The sequence below is a fragment of the Bradyrhizobium sp. USDA 3364 genome (genome assembly GCF_054056355.1).
Window position 1 is genome coordinate 1,254,320 of record NZ_JBSRYG010000002.1, and the last position, 22,921, is coordinate 1,277,240.

A 22,921-nucleotide genomic window follows, 5' to 3' on the forward strand; every position below is an offset into this window, starting at 1 on the left:
CATGGTGGCCCGGATATGGGGAATTGGAGGGCACCGTTGGTGTTGTTTTTTCGCTTGTCCGGCGCCTGCACGGCGCCGGGCCGGCTCACCTGTCGCTCCTTACGCGGGCTCGTCAACGCCTGCCCGATTGCCGACCGGCTCGCGACATGCAGCGATCGTTTGGCGCCGATCAGGCCGCTTTCGCTAGCGGCGTCAACGAATGCGGTTCAAGACGAGCCCAACCGCACCGCGTGCCGCCGACGCGATCAGGGACTAGGCTGCAATCCGCACTGGGAGTGAGGAATAGCCGTGCACGAAATTAGATGCGATTCGCTCGGGTTCGCCGATAACGCTTACGTCTAGCCCTGCACGCAATATTTCGTCCCAGAGGATATTCAACTGCAGTTGTGCAAGATGCCGACCAACGCACCGATGGATACCAAATCCGAACGATAGATGCTGCCGCACATTCTTGCGGTCGATCACAAAGCTGTCGCCATTCTCGATGACTTCTTGATCCCGGTTGCCAGAGATATACCACATAACGACCTTGTCGCCCTTGCTGATCTGCTTGCCACCCAGAATGCAATCTGCCGCCGCGGTGCGGCGCATATGGGCGATCGGGGTCTGATATCGAATAATCTCCGACACGGCGCTCGACACGAGCGCAGGGTTATCGCGCAGTTTTTGCAGCTCGCCGGGGTACTGATTCATGAATAAGACGCCGCCGGTCATCGAGTTGCGGGTGGTGTCATTGCCTCCGACGATCAGCAGGATCAGATTGCCGAGAAACTCATCCGGCTTCATATGGCGCGTGTCGGGCGAATGTGCCATCAAAGAAATCAGGTCCAGGCGCGGCTCGGCATTAATGCGCTCGTTCCAAAGTCGCGTGAAATACTCGAGACATCCGGACAGGATTGTTCTTCGCTTTTCCCAGCTGTCGATGGCATGGCCAGCTCTCGGAGGTGTAACAGCTACATCTGACCAATAGGTCAGGAGCCTTCGGTCTTCGAAGGGAAAATCGAAGAGTGTGGCAAGCATCTGCGTCGTCAGTTCGATCGACACCATATTCACCCAATTGAACGGATCATTGCGCGGCAACCCGTCCAGAATCACCCTGACCCGGGAGCGGATCAGACTTTCAAACTTCGCCAGGTTATCCGGTGCGACTATCGGACTTACGGTATTGCGCTGCCCGGCGTGTTTTGGAGGACCCATCTTAATGAAGCTCGGGGTCCAGTGCTCGTCAGGCACATCGACGATCGTGACACCCTGTTCTGACGAGAATGCCTTATGGTTTGTATCGACCGCGACAATATCGTGGTACTTCGTGACGGACCAATAGGGGCCATAGCAGCTGTCTTGGCAGTAGTGAACGGGATCCTCCCTTCGCAGCCGCTCGAAGTACCCCCATATGCTATCATCCTGAAAGCGCTTGGCTTCGCTAACATCCAGCTTGCTCAGCGGGATACTCGACGCCTCATCGGCTCTACGTGCCGATCTCGCTTTCATGATGGTCTCCGCAGATTTTGTTCATTCGAGAGCATACGGGTCCGCATAGTCGCGCTCCACGACCGCCCTGATGTGTTGGTTGCGAGCATGTCCTCGCTCCAACAGAGTATCTCAAAGCACGAGCCGGCCTCTCCTACCATTTCTGGCAGGACAGATCGCATTGACTTTCTAAGTCGATCCAATCCAGTGGACCTTAGAACCATCACGGCAACGCTGGCATCGCCTGAGATCGGCGATATCGTTGCTCGAAATCAAATAGCTGACATGCCGCCACAGCCTTCCAGGTCTTCCGCAGCGCGTGCGGCGACAATCATTAGCGCTGCTCATCCTCCATGACACCACCTAGCCGCAGCACCACCGAGAGTACGCAAATGTTCTGTTCGGCCCGACAATCGCCTGCTTGATCCAACATCCTGGCGGGCAGCCCAGCAACTGAACGAGACAGGAGCTCTCGAGGACGATCGTCTCCGAGGCTACGATGCTCAATCGCTATCCACCCAGTTCATGGCCGCGGAACCATTCGCAAGGACGATGGCTTGCGCGACAAGTAAAAAGGATGGTCCGGACCCTGGCACCGTCATAGGCAGAACTCCAAATAGCCCTTTCGCCCGGTCAGCTTCTGATCAGCATCGCCGCTGCTCGGCAAGCTCTGCGCACATTGCGACGAGGAGGCCAGGGCCTGGCACCCGGCTCACGCGAAAACTAGACGAGGATGTCAATGACAGCGAACGGTACTATGCGTAGTCAGCACGTAGAAAGCGGTATTCGACCCCGAGAGATCGGTGCTACGTTCAGCAAACGCGTTGTCGAACCCGGCGCATTGCCGACCGCCCCTTGCTCTCCTTCCAGCAGTTCCACCTGAAAGGATCAAAGAGAATGACGGCATACCCGACGACGCTGAAGAAACTGCGCGCGGCCGATCCTGGTAGCAAGGTATTGGAGATAACCACGACCACCGGCTGCATCGTCAGATGTTCTTATTGCTCCCAGGACAAGTTTGCAGATCGCCAAAGGCTCGTATCCCAAGCCAAGCATCTGGGTGTTCAGGATTTCAAGCAATGTCTCTCACGCGTACCGACAGCTACCGGCATTAGTTTTGCCGGATATTCGGAGCCCTGGTTGCATCCGCATTGTAGCACGATGGTTGAGCATGCTTACGCACGCGGCCACGACGTCCGGATCTTCACGACCCTTGTTGGAATGAACGGAACTGACGTTCGGCGCTTGCAAGTGCTCCGGTTCAAGACTTTCGTCGTTCACGTACCCGACGACGGCACCTATATGAACAGCCGCCTCGTCGGAAAAAACTACATCAATGTCATGCGCCGACTGATTGAGGCAAACATTCCCTCAATTCAATTGGTGGTCCTGGGTAAAATCCATCCTGATCTAGCCGACGTAATCCCCGCCAAAAAGCTACAACGCCTGCGGCCGCTGAGTAGCAGGCGAGGACGTATAGATCCGAGAATGATCACCTCCCGGCAGCCGATCGCCGGCACTCTGACGTGCAATGGGAAACAGCAGCATCGGAATGTCCTTCTTCCAAACGGCGATGTTACTTTGTGCTGCATGGATTTTGAGCGGCGTCATGTCCTTGGGAATCTTTTGCGCCACGAGTACGAAGATCTGTTCAAAGGCCGGATATTTAGCGAAATCGCCGACCGCATGAACGGTACGGATGGCTTTCTGCTTTGCAGGACGTGTGAATTTGCCAAACCGGAGCCGGAATGTAGGAGCCCTGCCCGCGCGCTGTGAGAATGGCCATACCGATGGAAGCGCGCCGCACCAGCTGGACTAGTCCCAGAAGACGGATCAGAGTCGCGCTTCGGCGAATGCACGACCGGGGACCAGCCCTTAGGAGAGCTCCAAGGATCGCCTATGTTCAACTGGTGCACTGGAGGTGGTAGATGCTTTTCCCGCAAGATGACGGACGATTTGGCTTCGCAGTTGATCTCGTGCCTCTCGATCGATCCAAAAGCCGTCTTCAGTAATTCAATGAGCCGCTCTCCAATGGGAGTTCGAACGTACAAGAGAGCGTAACGGGCCTGACCCACATGCCCGCCATGACGAGACCAACGTTGCGCTTGCAATTCAGCGAGGTCAGTAGCTGCAGAATATTCCATCCAGGATCGATTACAACGACCTCGACTTGCCGATCTTGCCAGGAAAACCCGCACACGGCGGCGCTGGTGCCCTCTCACAAACCATGCGATGTGGGCATCCGACAGGTTCGTTCCCCGGGGAGGTCATCACCTGCATATCGAAAGAGCTGCCGCAGAATCAACTGCGACATTGTCCGCTGATCTTCCGCTCAATAGGACGCTCATAGCGCAAACAGTATATTGGCCGACTGACGTTCTCATGAGGAGAGGGATTTTCCAGCTGAAGGAGCGATACGCTCTCGCGCTTTGTCGCCCGATCCTTATTCCAATTGCGGCCTGCCTCCAAAGCTCCTGTTCAGCGCCGAGCGCCTTTTCGGTAATAAAATCGGATGGAAACCGCAAATGGTGCGTCTCAGGAAGTTCCGCCAGCCTCGAACGGAAACAATCCACAGGTTTAAGCTCTCTTTATAGAACGTATCAGGAACTTACGGGAACCCAGGCTAGCAGGCCGGCCAGTGGCTCGCACGTTAGCTAGATTATTCTCATCATTTTTTGACGAGCAGCTTGCGGATGACGGAGAATCCCCATAATCTCCTCATAGGATGCCGAGATTATGCCGTATATTTACAACACTCCCGCCTGGCCCAGTTTCAACTGGAATGTTCAAAGCATTGCTGATCGGCTCGCCGCAGTCCGCCACAAGCAGGGGCGCCTCATAGGCCGCATGGAGCGACTAGGCTTCCCACTTAAAGCAGAAGCAACGCTTCAAAGCCTCACCGAAGAAGTCGTGAAGTCCAGTGAGATCGAAGGCGAAGTCCTCGACCGCAACCAAGTGCGCTCGTCAATTGCTCGCCGATTGGGCGTGGACATCGGTGCGCTTACACCGGCTGACCGGAATGTCGAAGGCGTCGTCGAAATGATGCTCGATGCCACAGAAAAATATGCCGATGAGCTGTCAGCCGAACGCCTCTACGCTTGGCATGCGTCGCTCTTCCCCACCGGACGAAGCGGCATGACCAAGATCGTGGTCGGTGCCTGGCGCACCGAGAAGTCCGAGCCCATGCAAGTCATCTCTGGACCCATAGGGCGAGAGCACGTGCATTACGAGGCTCCCGCCGCCGCACGGCTCGAAAATGAAATGCGCGCCTTTCTGGCCTGGTTTAACAGCCGGGCTGATATGGACCTCGTTCTCAAAGCTGCAATTGCCCATCTATGGTTTGTAACCATACACCCTTTCGAGGATGGAAATGGACGCATCGCGCGAGCCATCGCCGATCTAATGCTGGCGCGTTCCGAGAACATCACGCACCGCTTCTACAGTATGTCGGCCCAGATCCGTCGCGAAAGGAACGATTACTATGCGGTTCTCGAAAGAACCCAAAAAGGCGACCTGGATATCACCGAGTGGATTAAGTGGTTCCTAGATTGCTTGGACCGTGCCTTTGACGGAGCTGCGGTGGTCCTCGCCAGCGTTCTGCGGAAGGCTACTTTTTGGGACGAACATGCGGGAAAGCAACTCAATGAGCGTCAGCGGGCCGTTCTCAACCGGCTTCTGGATGGCTTCCATGGAAAAATGAGTTCATCCAAGTGGGCGAAGTTGACAAAGATTTCCCAAGCGACGGCTTCGAGAGATATTGATGAACTCGTTGCACTCGGCATCCTGAAGAAAGACGCAGCAGGCGGCAGAAGTACCAGCTATTCTTTGATCGAGCCGATGGTAGAACGCTCATGAAGGATACGATCAAGAAGAAGCCTTCGAGAAGACGCTCTCCATGCAACTTGTCCGAACCATCGATTTCGTCAAGTTCGCCGAAACCAAGAATGCCGCCCTTCTTACGTTCTCCTCGCTTTGGATCATCGGCACGATCAACCTGCTAACGAGCCAGGCCAGCTTGCCACTCGGTTACAACGTCGCATTCTGCGCGGCGCTTCCTCTCCTCGCTGTGGGCGGTCTGGTTTGTATTCTGTCGTTTGTCCCCCAGGTGTTGGCTCAGTTTTTCGAGACAGATGACGACTCCGTCAGCTTACTGTATTAGGGCGCCGCGCCAAGCACACATTCAAGCGCTGCCTTTGATCTTATTCCATATGCAAGGCGTTCCACCCCCTGAGGACCCGGGGTGCCAGTCTGGTATCGACGAGTTTGCTCCAGGACTTGCCTACTTCGATCCAGCGGCATTTTCGCGCGGGCAAGCTCTCCAGCACTTTTTGGGCAATAGGTGCGAGACTCGCAGCTTCAGAGGTTGGGTCAAGGCCAGCATCTGCAAGGATTTTCACGGCTGCCTCTTTGGATCGCATCCACGCCGCTTCGGTGAACCTGTTTTCCGAGAAATATTCGAAACAGGTGCGAAACGTCAGAGCACGGCCGATGACCTTATGGTTTGGTAATCCCGTCTCACTGAGCCATCGGCGCAAATGGTCGCACCATTCCTTGTTGCTGAAGTCGAGAAGATTGCCACCTTCGAAAATCAAAAGCGCCGCCATGCCAGCGATTTCAAATCGTACGTCCTCATCTTGTTTTTCGAACCATTCGCGGATTGCTTGCAAGGGCGTCCTCGGCATCTCGGCCGCGCCGGTCCGTTTGAACGGGACGACGTTTTCCAGTGAGGGCATGCGCGGCCAAGGCTTCCCCTTTGCGTCCCATAAGACCCAACGCTCTGCGATCGCTTTTGCTTCTTCCGGTGATCTGGTCCGCCAAAGCTCCTTGAGCGCCTCGTCGACGTAGTATGAAACATCCGCCTTCAGGCCACGTGTACGCGCGATTGCTGCTAGGCGTCCGGCGTCAAGGAGCCGGGCCGCGAAGTTGTTCTCTGCGTTCATTTTCCGAGGTCTTTCGCGCCTCTCCAAAGCGTCCCGTTCATTCTGCTCTACCGTACTACAAGCCCGCTATTCACGCCGTTGAAAGTTAGCGGCGACGTGACAAGACGCCCGCCGGTATCGGCCGAGCAGACGCTGTCTGCCTTATGTTAGCGCCGCTAACTTCAGTGGCCAGCCACGGCCGCAACTTGCGATGGTAGCCATGCCCGGAAAGCCCTAGGCATGGCTAGGGGTGTGCATTCTTCGTGCCAAGCAATCGTCGACAGTTTGGATGACGTTTGAGTTGGGTTTGTCTGCTTCCCGACATACTAAGGTCTCGATCCTAGCAGTAGAGCTTGTCCGCAGCGGGCTCATCTTGATGCTGCCGTCTCCGCAATGGATCAAAAAGCCTTCTGCTTTCGCTATTGGCGCTTTAAATCGGCCCCCCTGCAACAGCGCTGGGCTCCCTCATGGTTAGTTTAGTCCGTCCGGTTCGTAAAAGACTCCTGCTCCAAGCTGTTTGCGGCACTCTTAGACACACAACCTGCGTTCCAATCATCTCAATAGCAGTCTGGCCATTGGTGATTGTGCTTTCTATCTCAGGCGTCTTCAGAATCTTCCGACAACGACGGCATTTTAACGTCCGGCACGTGCATACGAGAGAGATGCACTGATACCCAATTAGAATAATTTTCATTCGTCGAACTTTGGACAACTTAATGAGTGTATCGCGTGCGGAGATCGACTCTAACAAACAGATCGTTCCTGTCCGAGGAGAATCATTTCTTTACTTTCTTCCATCGCCAAAAAGGGGATGACTGGCTCTCAACTCTTGACGAGGTCGATCGGCGCCGTGTCGTGTTTGCCTTAGTCGAATAAGTAATCTATCGAGTTGGCGCGTCGGCTTCGCCGACTTGGCTCGACGCGCGCCGAGCCTCCCATCCGGCCTTCGATTAGCCCCCTCGCGAGGGGCTCCGCCCCGGCGCCCACGAGGATCGTTGCGCTCGCCGCGGCCGTCTCCCCAGCCTTCCGCGCTGCGCTTGTGCAGGCTGAGTGATCCCCTCGGCAGCTCGTCCCTGCGTGCGCCCCCGGTCTCAGTGGGCTGGGCATGACGGTTCAGCGTGGAAGTCTGCGCTGGATCGTTACCCCGAATGGAAAAGTGAAAGATCAAGAATTGCGTCCAAACGACAGCCTAAGCGGTGTGCAAACCCACCGCGGCAGTCGCGGCACGATCTTAAGCGGGATGGTCCAATCACTGTGACCACATTTGGAAGCACGAAACTCTCAGATGAAAGGATGATAAAGACGCGGGATGCATGATACGAGCGCATTGTCGGGCGGCCGAGGAGTAAGCGTCATCATCGCGGGCCAGCAGCTTGATCGGGCTGAATCCTCACAGGATCGCAGATCAGGTGCGGACGTACTTTGGAAAGACCCGTCTGGAATGTTCAAACGACAGGCCTGTCTCCGAACAATATGAGGATAGCCGGAACCGCCGATCTTCCGATAACTGAGGTTCAATGAGGATCGATGGGCGTCATACGGTACCTTGAGACAGCAAGTTCGTGCACTCGACGCGCTTCAGGAAAAGACGGCCAGAAACCATCTGGCCGTCTCTCACGATCGAAACCATGCGTCATGACCTGCGAAGGTGTTTGCACGGTTAAAGGATCAAGGTTTCGAAGCGCGTCCCCTGCGCTGTTCTCTTCGTTTACCAGATGAACTTAGCGCCATCCGGCAGTTCGCAGATGAATTCGCCCTGGTTCACGAGTTCGGTGGTCCCGACGACAAGCTTCGAAGCCCGCACCGTGAGCCTGCCGTCGCGGCTGAGGCTATGGCGGATGTACTCGGTCACGGCATGTCCGGAGCTGTCCACCGTTTGGTGGGCATTGGCGAAGCTAATGCCGTTCTGGGGGGTCACCCTGAAGGCATTGATGACCAGACCAGCCTGAGTTGCCGACGCAGCTTTGCCACCCTCCGCGGCTGTACAGCGGCTCATGTCCAGTACGAGCTTCACATTCTTGCCGGTCTGCAGGGCATGGAGCACCTCGGTGTATTTCGGCGAGGGCTCATCGGCTCTCGCCATCGTGCTCACGCCTACGGTCGAAAGCAAGGATAATACGATCGCCAGTCCTTTGCCTGTACACTTCATACGCTCTTCTCCCTCGATAAGTACCACAGATCGCACGCTGCAAGACGTCGTGTAAGCCGATTGGCGGATTTAAGACATCAAGCGTGCCTGCGACAAAGACAATTTGCCGCAACTAGGCGCAAGTGGTTGTAACGGCTATTCCGACGTCACAACCTCGTAGGTCAGGTTTGCTAAAGCGGCTCGCCCCCGTGCGAAATCGACTAGAACGATTTGATCGAGCGTCGGCCGCTTGGAAACCACAAAACGGCAACCGGTCGCGCTCGTCCATTGCAGGTCCGACGGCCGAGAGAACTTAAGAAGAACACGGCGGCCCGTCGCAACCGCCAGCTTGTCCATGCGATAGCCGGGCAAGGACTGCTGCCCCAGAGGGCGTACCCGCAAAGAGGTGGTGGTGGAGCGAACCTGGCGCGGCGGTCCGAACGAGCTCAGTCAAGGGACCCGATCTCGGCCCATTCGAAACAGCAACGACAGAGAGCACAAGACAGCGCCGACTTGTGATCCCTGGCTTTGCGCGTCTTCCTTCTGGCTGACGATCGCCTCACTGACCAAATCCATCCGGCTCCCCTCAAAGGCCAAGTCAAATGGCTTCCTGCCTGGTCCGTCAGCTTCTCGAAAGCTGCGCCTGCAATAGTCTGCGCCAATCGCCGGCACTCGAATGGAGACTGAAATGAATGTTGATCCCCGGAATGCCGCCGACACTCCATTCGAGGTTCACGACGTGCTGCAGCAGCCGAGCCAGGTCGACGGGCAATCAGACGAGCTTAGCGCCCAGACCAGCGCACCGGCACACAGTTCCGAGGATCAAGCAAGCTTTGAGCAGCAGTTGGAGGACCTGGACCTCAATGACCAGGATTCGGCTTTGCCAAGGTCGGATTCAGTCTCGTCAGTGGCAAGCTCCACAACTGGCACGTCGTCGTCTGCGTCGAACCAGGCGGTCCTGGAAGCCGGTTGCTATCCAGCCACGTCATTTGTCAGCGCCCGCGCTCAACTTGCCGCAACACTGACGGGTGCCACTCTTGAAGCGCTCCGGAACGAGATCAACCTTGCTGAGCAGCAATCGGCACGTTGGTCACCGGTAACCGCAGCCCCCGTCGATCGGGACCGCGTATTCGACGACGTGGCGGGGTCGTCATATGTCACACTGCGGCGCTTTCAGAATCAGAACAGCGATTGCAAGCCGCGCACGGAAGAAAACACGAGCGCAATATCGCATGTCCGTAACACGGCTCGGGATCATTCTTCCGTTGGATACCCGCTGGAGCGCTATCCTATGGACCGGGCGCGCCAAGCTGGCTGGCATATGCGCGGCCAGACGACCACATCTGCCTTCGTATCGTTGGTCGAGGATCCGGAAAAACTCGCCGTTTCGCGCGATCCTTGGGCGAGAGCGATCGCCAACAATGCGGATGCGCTGCACACCTACACGGTACCGAAGTCCGCGATCTGGACGCCCGACGACGTGCTGAGCAGCATCGGGCTTGGAATGAATGCCGAAGATCCGGACCACATCGACGGGGATGTCGATTTGATGTGCTCACTCGGCAGAACTCCAACCCGAGAGACCGAGCGCCTGTTCCTGGGCGGCAATTTGGAGAACTATCGGACCGCCAGCGAAGCAAATCCCTACAAGCGCGGGAGTAATGAATAGATACTCTGTCGACCGCGCCATTTAGCAGGTTCGTTTGGGTTCATGCACCAAGACAACCACCTCAAGGTAGACCTGGAGCACGGCACACCTCACGCGTAACAGTTTGAGCATAGGGCGTGGCGCGACCGACGTCTGATCAACTCGCCGATCGAACGGGGCAGCCCCCTACGCAATGCGCTACGGGCGGTTGAGGGCTCCGAGAGGGAAAGTCGCACTACGACGGTCGGGAGGAGCTGGCCGTTCGACGCATCCTGCTATCTTGGCTGCGTTTTGACATCGCACGGCATCAATTTGTTAGTGGCCATCACGCGTGGCCGGAGGCGTGATGAGGTAAACCTCTGAACGCGAAGCATCGCCCCTTTTTGCTAACTCGACCTGACATTGAAGGCGCGATCAATGCTTCGGCCACGATCGCTTCAGCTATTCACTCGTCCGCGGCTAGCGATACTGTTGCAGCAGGGCCGATCCGTCACCTGGATGTGTTCCATCAAAACAATCGATTTTGCCGGGCACGCCTAAACGCCTCATAGTCGACCGCGATCTATGGAGGCAGCATTCAAAATGACGTCTGGCAATCGATTCTCTCCTCAGTTCCCTGATGATCAAATTGGCTCGCGCGATCGCTCGTCCGCATCTCGGCTGTTAGCCCATGCCCGTCACGTGAACGCATACCTGCCCCGGTCTTCCCGCAAAATTGCCACGCATGAGGCGGATCCGTCGATCGTCCGATTGTGACGCCATGGCTTTGCCCAAAGCCTGGCACGAACGACTGGCTCTTCGTGCACATCCATGGCTCTGGCGCAAAGCTTGATCGGACGGCGGAATGCTCACGACCTGGATAGCGCAAGACCGCCATGCGCAGGTCGATGGTCTGGTCCACACTGTGTCGCCGTTATCTCACAATGCTTTCGAGCCTGATGGTACCGCTACAAGCAGTCGTCAAAGGCACTTGAATCTCACGTAGCGTCAGATTGTAGGATTTCCGACAGTCTCGCGACAGAGCCCGCTCGCGTGAACTTTTCCTGACAGGTAGCAAGAATTGCGAACGTCTCAAAAACTCAATGCACGGCCGCTCCGCCTCGTTACACTACTCGATGGCTTCTCTTCAGAGCGGACATCGTGCATCGCCTCTGCGCACAGTGGAGGACGACGCGCCCCACGCGTAGCCAGGCCAGGAACCAGCGGGCGAGAAGAACGCGGGCAGTCGCAATTTTGTCCATGCCGGTCACACGCCGAGTTCGAGATCAGATCATTGTTTCGTGGTTTACCCCGTGTGACGACACGGAGCCTGCGTAACCACCTCAGGCGATGCGCGCTCGCAACGCCGGACTCGATTCCTCCTTCGTTCGCAGCATTCGCTCCGCGGCGGCATGGGAGGACTTCGGCGCGACCGCACTTCTGGACGGTTGGCACCTTGCGCAGCAATCACCGGCCAACGAGAGGATGCCTATCCAGCCGACAGGCGTATTGATCTTTCGTCGTGCATCTCGGCTTCTTCCAGCACATCGGCCAGATGCACAGCGCGTGAACTGTCTTAAAACGCGAAAAACCTTGCATTGTCGTGGCTTGACGACACTACAGGCTCAACAGCCTAGCAGGACCGACCGCGGATTAAGACGAATTGGGGGAGTTTCCAAATGTCAACTTCGCTAGTCTGTTCGGCCAATTCAGCCGCTCTCGCCTGCGATTTCGTTTCACCCGCGCGGTTTGGCGCAATCGCTCCTGCAGGCGGCGGCCTCGGCCCACAGATGCATCAGCGCGCTGCCAAGGCTTTCAACCTTGTTGGAAATCGCGGAGCCAACATGCAGGGTCTTTTGAACGGTGTCGCCGGCGGACGCGATGCGCGGCAGGCCGCCTATCCGATGACGATAGACCGGCAGACATTGATCGCCTGCCACTATGCTCCATCCTGGCATTTCCGACTTTTCAAATTCACGTCAAAGCGGCCGCCCACCGAGCCACATGGTCAACCGTGACACGCTCAAGTCCTGCCGAGGATGGACGAGAGGCAATGAATGCGAATTCTCCTGGTTGATCATCATGCGGACTTTGGCCGCGCCGTGAAGGAAGCGCTCTTGAATTGCGGCTTCGCCGTTGATGTGACGCGCACACTGGATGAGGCGTCGGCCGCGCTGGAATGCGCGAACTACCACATGGTCCTGCTCGAATCTGTCTTGCCCGACGGAGACGGACTGGATTGGCTGAAGCAGTTGCGGCGCGAGGGACGATCAATGCCGGCGATGATGATGAGTAGTCTCAATGATCTCAGCCGCCGAATTGCGACTTTCAATGCAGGTGCGGATGATTTCCTGCCCAAGCCCGTGTCTATCGACGAACTCATCGCCCGCATGCGAGCCATCCTGCGACGATCGACGCAAATGACGGCGCCGGTGGTGACATTCGGCAATCTGCATTTCGACCCGATCGCAAGGCAAGTCTCGGTTGGCGGCCGCATGCTGAGAATTGCGCGGCGCGAAGTGTGCATTCTCGAACATCTGCTCAACCGCGCCGGCCGCACCGTGCCGCGCACATCGCTGGAAGATAGCTTGTATGCGTTTGACGACGATGTCTCGACCAACGCGCTGGAAGTCGGGATTTATCGCTTACGCGCGCATTTGAACCAGGCCGGTGCGACGCTCAGGATCAAGACCGCGCGCGGGGTCGGCTACACCCTTGAACTCGTCGGCGCGGCATCGGCTGCCTAGCAATCTAACTTGAAAGCAACAATCCCTTGAAGGTCGTCAAGAATGCTGCCGGCGCCAATCTGCCGCCGATGGTCATGATCGCGCAACGCTCTGCCGCTCTGCCCCGCTTGTGCCACGTCCTGTGCGGACTTGCTCTGCTATTTCCGCTTGCCGGCGCAGCCGAGACAAAACGGGACGGCAAAGGAGAGCCGCCGCCACGTGCGGCGCCTGGCAGCACCACCGGCACGCTCAACCTCACCTCCTCACAGGGCAAGACGGTTCATCTGAACGCGCCGGCAGCGAGCATTTTTGTTGCCGACCCGGCGATCGCGGACTATCAGGCGCCATCGAGCAGCACGATATTCGTATTTGGCAAAAAATCCGGACGAACCAGCCTGTTCGCCTTGAACGAAAACGGCGAGGCTCTCGCCGAACTGCGCGTCGTTGTCACCCAGCCGATCGAGGACCTGCGTGCCACGCTGAAGGCCGAGATCGGCGATTATCCGATCCAGGTCAGCTATACCCCACGCGGCGCAATCCTTGGCGGTACGGCTCCCAACGCCGATATCGTCGAGACGGCCAGGAAGGTGACCGAGCAGTTTCTCGGTCCGGGTGCGCTGGTCGTCAACAAGATTCAGGTGGCAGGTTCGCTGCAGGTGAATCTGAGTGTGCGGGTGGCAGAAGTCTCCCGCAGTGCCGTCAAGGACCTCAATATCAACTTCACGGCTTCCGGTCCGAACGGCGCTTTCCTTAACACCGGAAAAAGTGGCGGTTCCGGGCCGGCCCGCGGCGGCGGCACGATCGGCATCGGGTACAGCGCTGGCAATACCAACCTGAGCGCTATTCTCGACGCACTCGCCAGCGAGCACCTCGCCTCGATCCTGGCTGAACCGAACCTGACCGCCATGTCCGGGGAATCCGCAAGTTTTCTGGCAGGTGGCGAATTTCCGATTCCGGTGATGCAGGACAACCGGCAAGTCTCGGTCCAATTCCGACAATTCGGAATCAGCCTAGAGTTCGTCCCAACCGTCCTCAGCAATAATCAGATCAATATCCATGTGAAGCCTGAAGTCAGCGAACTGTCGAAAGAAAGCGAGGTCAACGTCAACGGAATAAAGGTGCCCGGCCTCTCCACGCGTCGTGCCAGTACTGTCGTCGAGCTTGCCAGCGGTCAAAGCTTCGCCATTGGGGGGCTCATCAGGCGCAATTTCAGTACCGACATCGACACTTTTCCTTGGTTAGGCGATGTTCCGATCCTTGGTGTGCTGTTTCGCTCCTCTTCATTTCAGAAGCAGGAGACCGAACTGGTCATCATTGTCACTCCCTACATCGTCCGACCGGGATCTGGCCCGGGCAAGATGAGCGCTCCAACTGATCGCATCGGGCCGCCTTCGGACGCAGGGCGCACCCTGACGAATACGCTGGCTGGTTCATCGAAGGGCCGTGAGGCGGCGCCCGGCACGGCCAGATCGGGTGCAACCGTCGGTGCCGGCTTTATCATTGAATGAGGACTGCCAATGACCTTGCGACACCTATGGCTTTTGATCGCAGTTGCGGCGGCCCTTGGCGGATGTGCAAATAGTGCTGCGATTTCTTCCGGACCGGCTGGACAAGCGGCTCGGGTGGAGCAGAAGACCAGTGTCCTGCTGCTTCAAAATCTTCGTCGCAACGAGAGGTACGGCCTGCGGGATTTCATTGCGAATGCCAGCCGCGGCCGGCGCGATGCACTCCAACTCGACGTCGCCGGCTCACCGCGGCTCGTAGCGCAGGTTGCCCATGAGGCGCGCGCGATGGGCCTTGCCCCCTACAATATCCGCCTGTCCGCCTCTCCCGTCGATCTACCCGCACATTTCGGGGTCCGGATCGAGGCAATTACCTACGAAGCACATCCTGCCGTCTGTCCGCCGCTCGCTGTCACCGGCCCTTCTCTAGGCGACAATTCGTTCGATCCAACGCTTGGCTGCTCAGTCCGCAATAACCTCGCAGTCATGGTCAACGATCCTGGCGACCTGCTAGGCAATGGCGCCGTCATGCCGACCAGCGGTGATCGCGCAGTGCTTCCCATCACAGCTCGTGGGCCCGCGGCGACGGGCAATCGCAGCAATTTGGAGGGTGGAACCCAAAACAGGGGGGCGCCAGAAACCCAATAAGCGGCTCGCAACATCCGGGCAGGACGAACGACGCTGGGCACTCTGGTTTCCATATCAGTCTTGCGATGGGCCGACGAGGCTCCTGGAATCCTGTCTTTGCTCGGCCGTTGTCTTTGGATCGCGCAGCTTGTACCAGGTTCTGCGACATAGGGTCTTTGCCCGAAGGTCTGAGCGTATCGACGCTATACAAGGCCGGCGGCAAACACCGCCTTTGCGACTCTCTCGAAATAATCCATCGGAACGGCCTTGCCCATCGCACCTTTGCGGATCAGCTGCCGCGCCAACACATGATCCTCGACAATGCTCAGACGCTGGGCCCGCGCCTGCGCCAGTAACTGTGACGCCACCGCGCCTTCACCGCGGCACACCAGCACCGGGACGCCTGTCTCGCCCCGAACGTAGCGCAGCCCAATCACCGTCGCCGGTCCACTCAGTATCAATGTTGCCCGGTGGATGCCGAGCGGAGACTCGTTCGCCGACTCGCGACGGATCCTGCGGTGTTCACCCTTGATGTGCGGATTACCATCCTGTTCCTTGGACTCGCGCTTGGCCTCGCTCTGCGTCATGCGCATGTCGCGCAGGAACAACCAACGCTGAATGAGCAGATCGGCGAGCCCACCAATCAAAAAGGCGCCGGCAGCAATCGTTATCAGTACTTTCAGCTCGTTAAAGACAAAACCAAGGCAGCTTAAATCGCACACCGGCAAATAGACCAGTGCCCTCCAACCTGCGAGCACAGTGAAGAGGAACGTGGCACCAAGGACCAATACTTTGACGAGGGACTTTCCAAGCTCGACAAGCGAGCGCTGGGAGACAATCCGCTTCAGCCCTTTGACCGGATCCAATTTCTCAAAACTGGGTTTCAACGGCTCGACGGAAATCGTCAACCCGCCGTTGGCCAAGACGCCGGCCAAGATGGCCGCAACCAACGCCGCACCCAGGATGGGAGCTACGGCTGCCATAGAAAGGTCCATCAATCCGACCAACGCCTGCCCGACCGCGCTGTTGAACGGCCGGCCCTGCAGCTTGTCGATGAGCCGCACCGCTTCGCGCCATGCGTCTACGATCGGGCCCGCCCTGAAGCACAGGCAGCCGAAACCAGCGCAAAGGCTTGCCGCGGTCACAAAGTCGGCGCTGCGCGGGCTCTGCCCTTTCTTACGCGCGTCCCTCAGCTTCTTGTGACTTGGTGGAAGCTTTTTCTCTTCACTCGTGTCGTTCATTTCAAGAACATCTCGAGCCACTCCAGCACACCGTCGAACTGAACGATCTCGGCTCCCATATATTCGATCAGGAAGACGGCGTAGCTCACCATGATGATGCCAAAGGCGGCATTCTTGATAGTCGGAGAGAGATCGTTCAGCTTGATTTGCGGCGCAAAGCGCCCGAGCAGCATGAGGGATACGTCGATCAGAAGCAGCAGAGCCAGCACGGGCCCGGCGACCAGGAGGGTCGTATGCATGATATGGTCGAGAAGCTTGATAAACTCCATTGCCCCCTGCTCGGTCAGGGGCGGTAGCAGTCGATACACGGGCCAGATCAGATAACTTCCGTAGAGGCACCTGACCATTGTCTGCAGGCCCCCCGATACAACGAAGATCGTAACCGCCGCAGTTCCGAGAAAGAGCCCCATTGCGGAGGTTTGACTGCGCGTCGCAGGATCGTCTACCTGGCTTGAGATGCCGCGCTGGGTATCAATGATGTCACCAACCGCTTGGATGCTCCAAAGTGGTATGCTGAGCAGAAAGCCGAATAATAGGCCGATAAATATCTCCTTCACACCGAGGAGCGCGACCGCAATCATACGGGTGCCGGGATCCAGCGTCTGCAAGCCGCTCTTGATTTGCATCAAGCAAGGCAATCCAATCACAACCGTCGCGCTTGCGCGGATCATCCCGCTAATGTGCGGCCTGGTGAATACCGGATGAACCAGCATAATGCCAAGCGCCCGGGCCGCGCCAAGTCCGGCCGCAACGACGAATTCGACGGCAGTCTGAACCAGACTTTGCGTCTCGGTGGGTGACAACGCATCCATTTGAGCTCAGCCCGCCGCTCGCTTCAAGCCAATCTAATCGCCCGTGCCTCGCCATGATGCGAGTCGTCAAGCACTCTGCTGGTCATCTACCTCGTGTCCTAGCGGTTGCAGAGCGACATACCTAGCGCCAGGCCAGGTCATGAGCTTTAACTCTCCGCAGCCACGGCTGTCGCCAATAAGGTATGAAACCATTTCAAGATAGGACCCGCCGAATAGCGCCGCTGCAAGGCCAGCAAGCCAAGCTCCTTCGGGTCTCACCGGCCGCAGGGCGGTGCTGATGATCTGGAGCTTCGGAGCTTCCATCAGTTCAACAGTTTGCGGCGATCGGTCTCGGGCGGCACCTTCATCGCGGCATGATCCATCAGAACGTCAAAACCGTGCGGCCGCTTGAGATCAAAGCGGTTCGCCTGTCCCCCTAGTTGATAACTCGCCAGGTTAGACATCGAGGGCCAGGCCTTACCGCAGGTCATTCCATCGTGAGCAAGATTTGAATTGAGTGGATGTCAATTTCAGATGAGATCATTCTTCCTCCGAAGGCCCATCGAGCCGAACAGGACAGTTCGGATATCTATCTGTCCCATGCTAGTGAGGCGAGCTTTCGGTAAGCTGACGAAACTCGCCTCTTCTGGTCACGGTTCACAATGAGGACAGACAAACGCGACGCCATAGCTTATGCTTGGTCAGCCTTGCGTTCCCCGCACTAATACCTCGCTGTGAGCGCGGGGAACTCAGTGAAGATATGCTGGGCTTGCTCGATTAGCGGCGCGCTCAGCACCGGGGCAAACAGAACGAGCACCGCGACGACGACGAGGAGCTTCACTGTCAGTGGCAAGGTTTGATCCTGCAGCTGGGTTGCTGCCTGCACGATGCCGATACCCAATCCGGCCACGAGAGCTGCCAGGAGCGGCGGCAGAACCCAGATCATGAACAGGACAAGTGATCGGCTCAGGTGGGTGAGGATGCTGGCTTCGTCCATCTCAACCTCCGGGCGTTGCGTAGCTTAACACCAATCCGTGCATGAGCCGCGACCAGCCGTCGATTGTGACGAACAGAAAGAGCTTGAAAGGAACGGATATCATTGTTGGTGACACCATTGACATGCCCATGGCCATCAGAATCGTCGTCACGATCAGGTCGATCGTGATGAACGGAAGATAGAGAAGGAAGCCAATCTCAAATGCACGCTTAAGTTCCGAGATCAAAAAGGACGGCACGAGAATTGCTAAATCATCAGCTGATGCGTTGCCGCGCATCTCATCCGACCAGATATGTTCCGTCGATGACAGGAAGAACGTGCGCTGTTCCTCAGTGGTGAACTTTTTGAGGTGGGCGCGCAGCGGCTCGCTGCCCTCCTTGGCGGCGATCAACCAGTCGTCGGCGGTTTGGTAGCGAAGTTGCGGATCGGTCACGCGATTGTAAGTCTGCTCGAACACTGGAGCGCCTATGAACACGGTAAGAATCAATGCAGCGCCATACAGGACGATATTCGGCGGTATGGACTGAGTTCCAAGCGCGTTGCGAACCAGGAAGAGAACGACAGAAACCTTTATGAAGGCCGTCGTTGTGACGACTGCGAACGCCAGCAGGCCAAGGCCGACCGTCGCCGCAAGAAGCGCAAGGATGCTCGGTTGAATGTCAACCATTGACTGCCAACCTGCTACGTAACCGGATCCCAAGCGCCTCACCGATGCGCACGATGTCGCCCCGGCCGATCAATTGACCGTTGGCTACAATATCGACTGGACCGTCCAGGGGCCGCCCAAGTTCGAACACGTGTCCCTCGTTGATGCTTCTCAACGTACCCAGCGGGATAGGCCAGCGGCCGCATTCAAAGACAAGCGTGATCTCAACACTGTCGATGTCGGCTTCCGAGGGCGGGATTGCTTGTTCCGTTTGGGAGCGTATCGTCATATCTACATACCTTAGAGGATGGGGCTGCAGGCGGAATGGTCCGCGAAGGACAAGTCTGTCGTCCGCGGCCTGCGCCGGCGCCCACAACCTGTCCGCCGTGAGGATCAGCTGGCTATGGGCAAAGGGAATGACGTCGGGCAGCAGTGCGTCGCCGGGCTGTGCTTGGCGAAGGAGCCTGACAGGCGCCCGCAGCGAGCCGATCTCTCTCGCAATCACGACCGGCAATTCCGACGAAATGTTGCCTTGCTCTCGCGGTAATTGGCCAATCAACTCGCCCAACAAGCGAAACGCAGAAGGAATCAGACCGTCAAGAGGCGCGAACAAGAACAGGCGAGCCTTTCCTGCCAGCGCTCCGATGGCAACATCGAGCTCCAGATAGGGGTCTTTCGCCGTTGCGTCTTCGATGCGGATCAGCTGCACATTCGATGCGAGCACGTTCTCTAATCCAACGATCCAGGGTGCCAGTGCAAGCTCGAGAACGAGCGAGCGGGTGGGGTCGGAGGGTAAAGTAAGGCCCTGCTGGACTGTTGAAATCAGTGTCTCGACGAGAAGGCGAGGCAAGGACAAAACAGCTGTCTCGCCTCCGGCGCGAAATACGCAGTCGAGCATCGACATGGCATATGGCTCGGCCTGCCAGACAAGCCGGCTCACACGGATGGATAGCGGCTTGTCGCCAAGGCCGCTCTGCAGGACGGTGCGCCGTGCGGCAATCTCGTTGACCCACGAGACCACTTCATGCGCGAGCTTCACCGCTGGCTGAAAGAGTGCGGGTTCAGCCACGGCACTTACCGACATGTTGCACAGGCGCAGTTCGCGACGTCATAACAGAACCAGCCATTAGAATGCCCCGCCGATCGTCCGGCTGCGCGAACCACCCTGATATCGGAGCAGAACTTCATCGTCGGCGTCGATTTCGGCCGCAGACTCCGAACGGACGGCGGTCGCGCGCTGGACATTTCCCTCAATCTCTTGCCATTTCTGGCTCGCCGCCGAACGCCCGGCCCATAGTGCCCGCGCTTCATTCACCGCCCGCTGGGTCTCCTCGTGCGCGATGCGTGCCTGCACAAGCGCCTGACGCGCCGATTCGATCTCTGCTGCCAGTCGCCCAAGGACGAGGTGACACCGTCGATCGAGTTCGGTCACGGACGTTGTCTCGAGCTGCGCCAGTTCCCGATAAAGTTCAGCTTCGACCTTGGCGCGATGCTTTTGCGTGGCTTCAAGATCCTCAGACGCCCGCTGCAGCGCGTCGGCTGCAATTCGGCGCTTGTCTTCCATGCTCGACAATTCACGAAGCGCGCTTCGCTCCCTCATGTCTTTCACCAGCCGCAATTTCGACGCTTGCACGGGATTCAGGCCGTGAGACGCGACATCCATGAAACGGTCTCCTCAAAGCTGGACGGCTCGTCCTGTCCCTGGCGCAAGAATGCGCGCAGTTCCTCGATTGACTCGATTGCTCGATCAGTCAGCGGGTCGCTGCCGGGCTTGTATTCACCGACCTTGATCAGGAACTCAGCTTCATTGTAGCGCGAGAGCAGATCGCGGAAGACGGAGGCCGCCTTGCGATGTGGCGCGGAGGCGACCGCATCCATGACACGACTTCGGCTCGACAGCACGTCGATGGCGGGAAAATGCTCGCGCGAAGCCAGTGCGCGCGAAAGAATGATATGACCATCGAGGATGCCGCGCGACTCTTCGGCGATCGGATCGCCCGTGCCGTCGCCTTCAACAAGCACTGTATAGAATGCCGTGATGGAGCCCCGCTCCCCCATACCGGCACGTTCCAACAGACCGGGCAGCAGCGCAAAGACGGAAGGAGGAAAGCCGCGCCGGGTCGGAGGTTCTCCCGCGGCGAGGCCGATTTCGCGCATCGCACGGCTAAAGCGCGTCAGCGAATCCATCATTAGAACGACCTGCAGTCCTTGATCACGAAAATACTCCGCGAGTGCGGTCGCCATATGAGCGCACTGCGCCCGCTCCATTGCGGATCGATCGGATGTCTCAACGACAACGATCGTGCGCGCCATGGCATCTCCAAGATGACGCTCAATGAATTCACGCACCTCGCGGCCGCGCTCTCCTATGAGGGCAACTACGGTGACATCAGCGGCCGCCCCTTTTACAATTTGCGACATCAGCGTCGACTTACCGCACCCAGCATCTCCATAGATTCCGATCCGCTGACCTTCGCCACACGTCAGAAGCCCATCCAACACGCGAACGCCGAGAGGAAATGGTTGCTCGATGCTACGCCGTTTCATCGGGTTGGGTGCCCTGCCGCGGAGCGGACAAGTATGGACCGTCTTTATGGGCCCCTTGCCATCGAGTGGACGGCCGAAGCTGTCGATCACGCGACCGAGCAGGCCGGGCCCGACTGACACTTCCTGCATGCGCCCGGTTGGGACCACTTCCGCGCGGTGTGACAGGCCCACCATATCGCCGATAGGCGTCAGCAGAACCCCATCCGGCAACAAACCGATGACTTCGGCCTCAAGCGCCCATCCGGATACGTGATCCTGCACCAGGCAAAGTTCTCCGACACGGGCCCCTGGTAATACGGCATGAAGTAACGTGCCGATCGCCCGCGTGATCCGTCCCCGCACAGCCCGCGTATCGACGTCCTTTGCTGCGGACCTTACAGATGCCAGCGCCGCATGCAAATCTCCTTCTCCGGCCGCTTGATCATGGTCTGATCGTTGCATCGTCACGATTCGCCTTCCTGAGAGGACGGATCAAGCCTGAGACGCAATTTGCGGAGCTGTGCGGCAAGTCCTAGATCCACATTGCCGAACTCGCTCCACAGAACGCACTGGTCAGGCCCCATAGCCGGGTCCGGATCAATTCTGACTCTCGGCCGACCATCCGTCCCGTCGAACGCCTGGAATTCATGTCTTAGTGCATCAGCATTCACAGGAGACACGTGAAGGCATACTTCTGCACTGCCATATCTTTGCTCGACGGCGTGACGAACGGTCCTTACCAGCATCTCGCCGGGATCAAAGGAGCCCAGCAGGTCGGTCAATATCTCAAGGACGAGCTGTGGCAACTCCTGCTGCAGAACGGCTTTTCGCCGGGCCACATCGGAAGCAGCTCGGGCGATCAGCTGTGCCATTTCGTCCGATCCTGACCTAAGACCCTCGCTGTGGCCGCGCTCCCGCTCTTGCTGATGGGCTTTGCTTGCCCAGCTGCGAACCTGCCGCAGATAGCGGTCGGCTAGCGCACGCGTCTGCACCGCATCGTACCAGATGCCGAGTTCTGCGGCTGGTATGAGTGGACCAAGCGGCCGTATCCGTGGGCTGTCTGGCCGGGCTATTTCATCGGCCGTCATGCCGCTGGCGCCTCGCTGGCCAAGTGGGCTACCACCAAAGACAGCAAACGACTCGCTGCGTTGTGGTGTTCGGCTGCTGGGGATTCGGCGGCGGTCCCCACAGGTAAACGGAAAAGGACGCGCACACGGTCAAGCTCTGATGCGTCCTTGAGCCAGGCACCAAGGCAGGCAAGTCCGTCATGTTCAATCTGGCTCGATAGTTTATGCGGATCGACAATCGATGTGGTCGCGACCGCACCAGATAAGTGTCGGATTGAGAAAGCATGTGCTTCCGCACCAATATTTTCGATCAGAATCGCCACATCATGCTTTGACACAAGCTTCAGCACCGAGCGGGCGTGCCAGATACTGCCAGCGAGCAGGGCCGCCCGACGCGGATCATGCCCGAGCAGAACGTCCCTGCCCCAGTCAGTTCCGTTCGACGCCTCCTCACTTTTCAGCAGCAATTCGGCCAGTCTTTGCTGCAGCCTCGGAGTCTTCTGCAACTGCAGTACTGTGGCCTCCGACAGGAGCCCATCAAGATGGCCGGCCAAACGGCTCGGATGGATCAAGGCGGCAAGCTCGCGCAGGCGATCGGAATGCGCGTTGAGTATATGATTTTGGTCGGGGGATACCATCGATACGGACCTGAAT

General features: G+C 57.9%; 20 protein-coding genes. 8 read left to right on the forward strand and 12 right to left on the reverse strand.

Annotated elements, in window-relative coordinates:
• Positions 1 to 252: 252 nt before the first annotated feature.
• Positions 253 to 1,491, reverse strand: coding sequence for a cytochrome P450 (locus tag ACVILL_RS05945; protein WP_456728246.1), 1,239 nt, complete (start codon positions 1,489 to 1,491; stop codon positions 253 to 255).
• 876 nt (positions 1,492 to 2,367) lie between these two features.
• Here ACVILL_RS05945 and ACVILL_RS05950 point away from each other — a divergent pair.
• The 3 genes from ACVILL_RS05950 to ACVILL_RS05960 all read left to right on the forward strand — a co-directional run bounded on the left by ACVILL_RS05950 (position 2,368) and on the right by ACVILL_RS05960 (position 5,629).
• Entirely contained in the window at positions 2,368 to 3,246 is an 879-nt protein-coding gene (locus tag ACVILL_RS05950) for an SPASM domain-containing protein (protein ID WP_456728247.1), read from the forward strand.
• A gap of 960 nt (positions 3,247 to 4,206) precedes the next feature.
• Positions 4,207 to 5,325 (forward strand): Fic family protein, encoded by a 1,119-nt coding sequence (locus ACVILL_RS05955; protein ID WP_456728248.1) that lies wholly within the window; start codon positions 4,207 to 4,209, stop codon positions 5,323 to 5,325.
• Positions 5,326 to 5,365: 40 nt separating this feature from the next.
• Positions 5,366 to 5,629, forward strand: a complete 264-nt coding sequence (locus ACVILL_RS05960; protein WP_456728249.1) for a hypothetical protein — start codon at positions 5,366 to 5,368, stop codon at positions 5,627 to 5,629.
• A gap of 40 nt (positions 5,630 to 5,669) precedes the next feature.
• Here ACVILL_RS05960 and ACVILL_RS05965 read toward each other — a convergent pair whose 3' ends face one another.
• Together ACVILL_RS05965 and ACVILL_RS05970 are read right to left on the reverse strand one after the other, a co-directional pair.
• On the reverse strand, positions 5,670 to 6,410 hold the full coding sequence (locus ACVILL_RS05965; RefSeq protein ID WP_456728250.1) for a hypothetical protein: 741 nt from the start codon (positions 6,408 to 6,410) through the stop codon (positions 5,670 to 5,672).
• Positions 6,411 to 8,097: 1,687 nt separating this feature from the next.
• Positions 8,098 to 8,472, reverse strand: a complete 375-nt coding sequence (locus tag ACVILL_RS05970) for a VirK family protein (protein WP_456728251.1) — start codon at positions 8,470 to 8,472, stop codon at positions 8,098 to 8,100.
• A 733-nt stretch (positions 8,473 to 9,205) separates the two neighbouring features.
• Between ACVILL_RS05970 and ACVILL_RS05975 the strand changes: the two genes are divergently transcribed.
• From ACVILL_RS05975 to ACVILL_RS05995, 5 genes are all read left to right on the forward strand, one after another.
• Entirely contained in the window at positions 9,206 to 10,186 is a 981-nt protein-coding gene (locus ACVILL_RS05975; protein WP_456728252.1) for a hypothetical protein, read from the forward strand.
• A gap of 1,637 nt (positions 10,187 to 11,823) precedes the next feature.
• A complete protein-coding gene (locus ACVILL_RS05980; protein ID WP_456728253.1) occupies positions 11,824 to 12,162 on the forward strand; it encodes a hypothetical protein in 339 nt (112 codons plus the stop codon).
• Positions 12,163 to 12,201: 39 nt separating this feature from the next.
• Entirely contained in the window at positions 12,202 to 12,891 is a 690-nt protein-coding gene (locus ACVILL_RS05985) for a response regulator (protein WP_456728254.1), read from the forward strand.
• 26 nt (positions 12,892 to 12,917) lie between these two features.
• Complete coding sequence (locus ACVILL_RS05990; protein WP_456728255.1) at positions 12,918 to 14,378, forward strand: type II and III secretion system protein family protein; 1,461 nt, start codon at positions 12,918 to 12,920, stop codon at positions 14,376 to 14,378.
• 9 nt (positions 14,379 to 14,387) lie between these two features.
• Positions 14,388 to 15,020 carry a CpaD family pilus assembly lipoprotein gene (locus ACVILL_RS05995; protein WP_456728256.1) on the forward strand — a complete coding sequence of 211 codons (633 nt, stop codon included), beginning with the start codon at positions 14,388 to 14,390 and terminating at the stop codon, positions 15,018 to 15,020.
• 182 nt (positions 15,021 to 15,202) lie between these two features.
• Here the strand turns inward: ACVILL_RS05995 and ACVILL_RS06000 are convergent, their stop codons facing one another.
• The 9 genes from ACVILL_RS06000 to ACVILL_RS06040 form a co-directional block, all read right to left on the reverse strand.
• A complete protein-coding gene (locus ACVILL_RS06000) occupies positions 15,203 to 16,240 on the reverse strand; it encodes an EscU/YscU/HrcU family type III secretion system export apparatus switch protein (protein ID WP_456728257.1) in 1,038 nt (345 codons plus the stop codon).
• On the reverse strand, positions 16,237 to 17,052 hold the full coding sequence (gene sctT, locus ACVILL_RS06005) for a type III secretion system export apparatus subunit SctT (RefSeq protein ID WP_456728258.1): 816 nt from the start codon (positions 17,050 to 17,052) through the stop codon (positions 16,237 to 16,239). The genes ACVILL_RS06000 and sctT overlap by 4 nt, the downstream gene beginning before the upstream one ends.
• Positions 17,053 to 17,752: 700 nt before the next feature.
• Positions 17,753 to 18,028 carry an EscS/YscS/HrcS family type III secretion system export apparatus protein gene (locus tag ACVILL_RS06010; protein WP_025038819.1) on the reverse strand — a complete coding sequence of 92 codons (276 nt, stop codon included), beginning with the start codon at positions 18,026 to 18,028 and terminating at the stop codon, positions 17,753 to 17,755.
• Position 18,029: 1 nt separating this feature from the next.
• Positions 18,030 to 18,695: a type III secretion system export apparatus subunit SctR gene (sctR, locus tag ACVILL_RS06015; protein WP_050420712.1), complete on the reverse strand. Its 666-nt coding sequence runs from the start codon at positions 18,693 to 18,695 to the stop codon at positions 18,030 to 18,032.
• Entirely contained in the window at positions 18,688 to 19,743 is a 1,056-nt protein-coding gene (sctQ, locus tag ACVILL_RS06020) for a type III secretion system cytoplasmic ring protein SctQ (protein ID WP_456728259.1), read from the reverse strand. The genes sctR and sctQ overlap by 8 nt, the downstream gene beginning before the upstream one ends.
• Before the next feature lie 57 nt (positions 19,744 to 19,800).
• On the reverse strand, positions 19,801 to 20,337 hold the full coding sequence (locus ACVILL_RS06025; RefSeq protein ID WP_456728260.1) for a hypothetical protein: 537 nt from the start codon (positions 20,335 to 20,337) through the stop codon (positions 19,801 to 19,803).
• Positions 20,313 to 21,668: a type III secretion system ATPase SctN gene (gene sctN, locus ACVILL_RS06030; protein ID WP_456728261.1), complete on the reverse strand. Its 1,356-nt coding sequence runs from the start codon at positions 21,666 to 21,668 to the stop codon at positions 20,313 to 20,315. Before sctN ends, ACVILL_RS06025 begins: the two co-directional genes overlap by 25 nt.
• Positions 21,665 to 22,288: a type III secretion system stator protein SctL gene (gene sctL, locus ACVILL_RS06035; RefSeq protein WP_456728262.1), complete on the reverse strand. Its 624-nt coding sequence runs from the start codon at positions 22,286 to 22,288 to the stop codon at positions 21,665 to 21,667. Before sctL ends, sctN begins: the two co-directional genes overlap by 4 nt.
• Positions 22,285 to 22,905 carry a nodulation protein NolU gene (locus tag ACVILL_RS06040; RefSeq protein WP_456728263.1) on the reverse strand — a complete coding sequence of 207 codons (621 nt, stop codon included), beginning with the start codon at positions 22,903 to 22,905 and terminating at the stop codon, positions 22,285 to 22,287. The genes sctL and ACVILL_RS06040 overlap by 4 nt, the downstream gene beginning before the upstream one ends.
• Between the last annotated feature and the right edge of the window lie 16 nt (positions 22,906 to 22,921).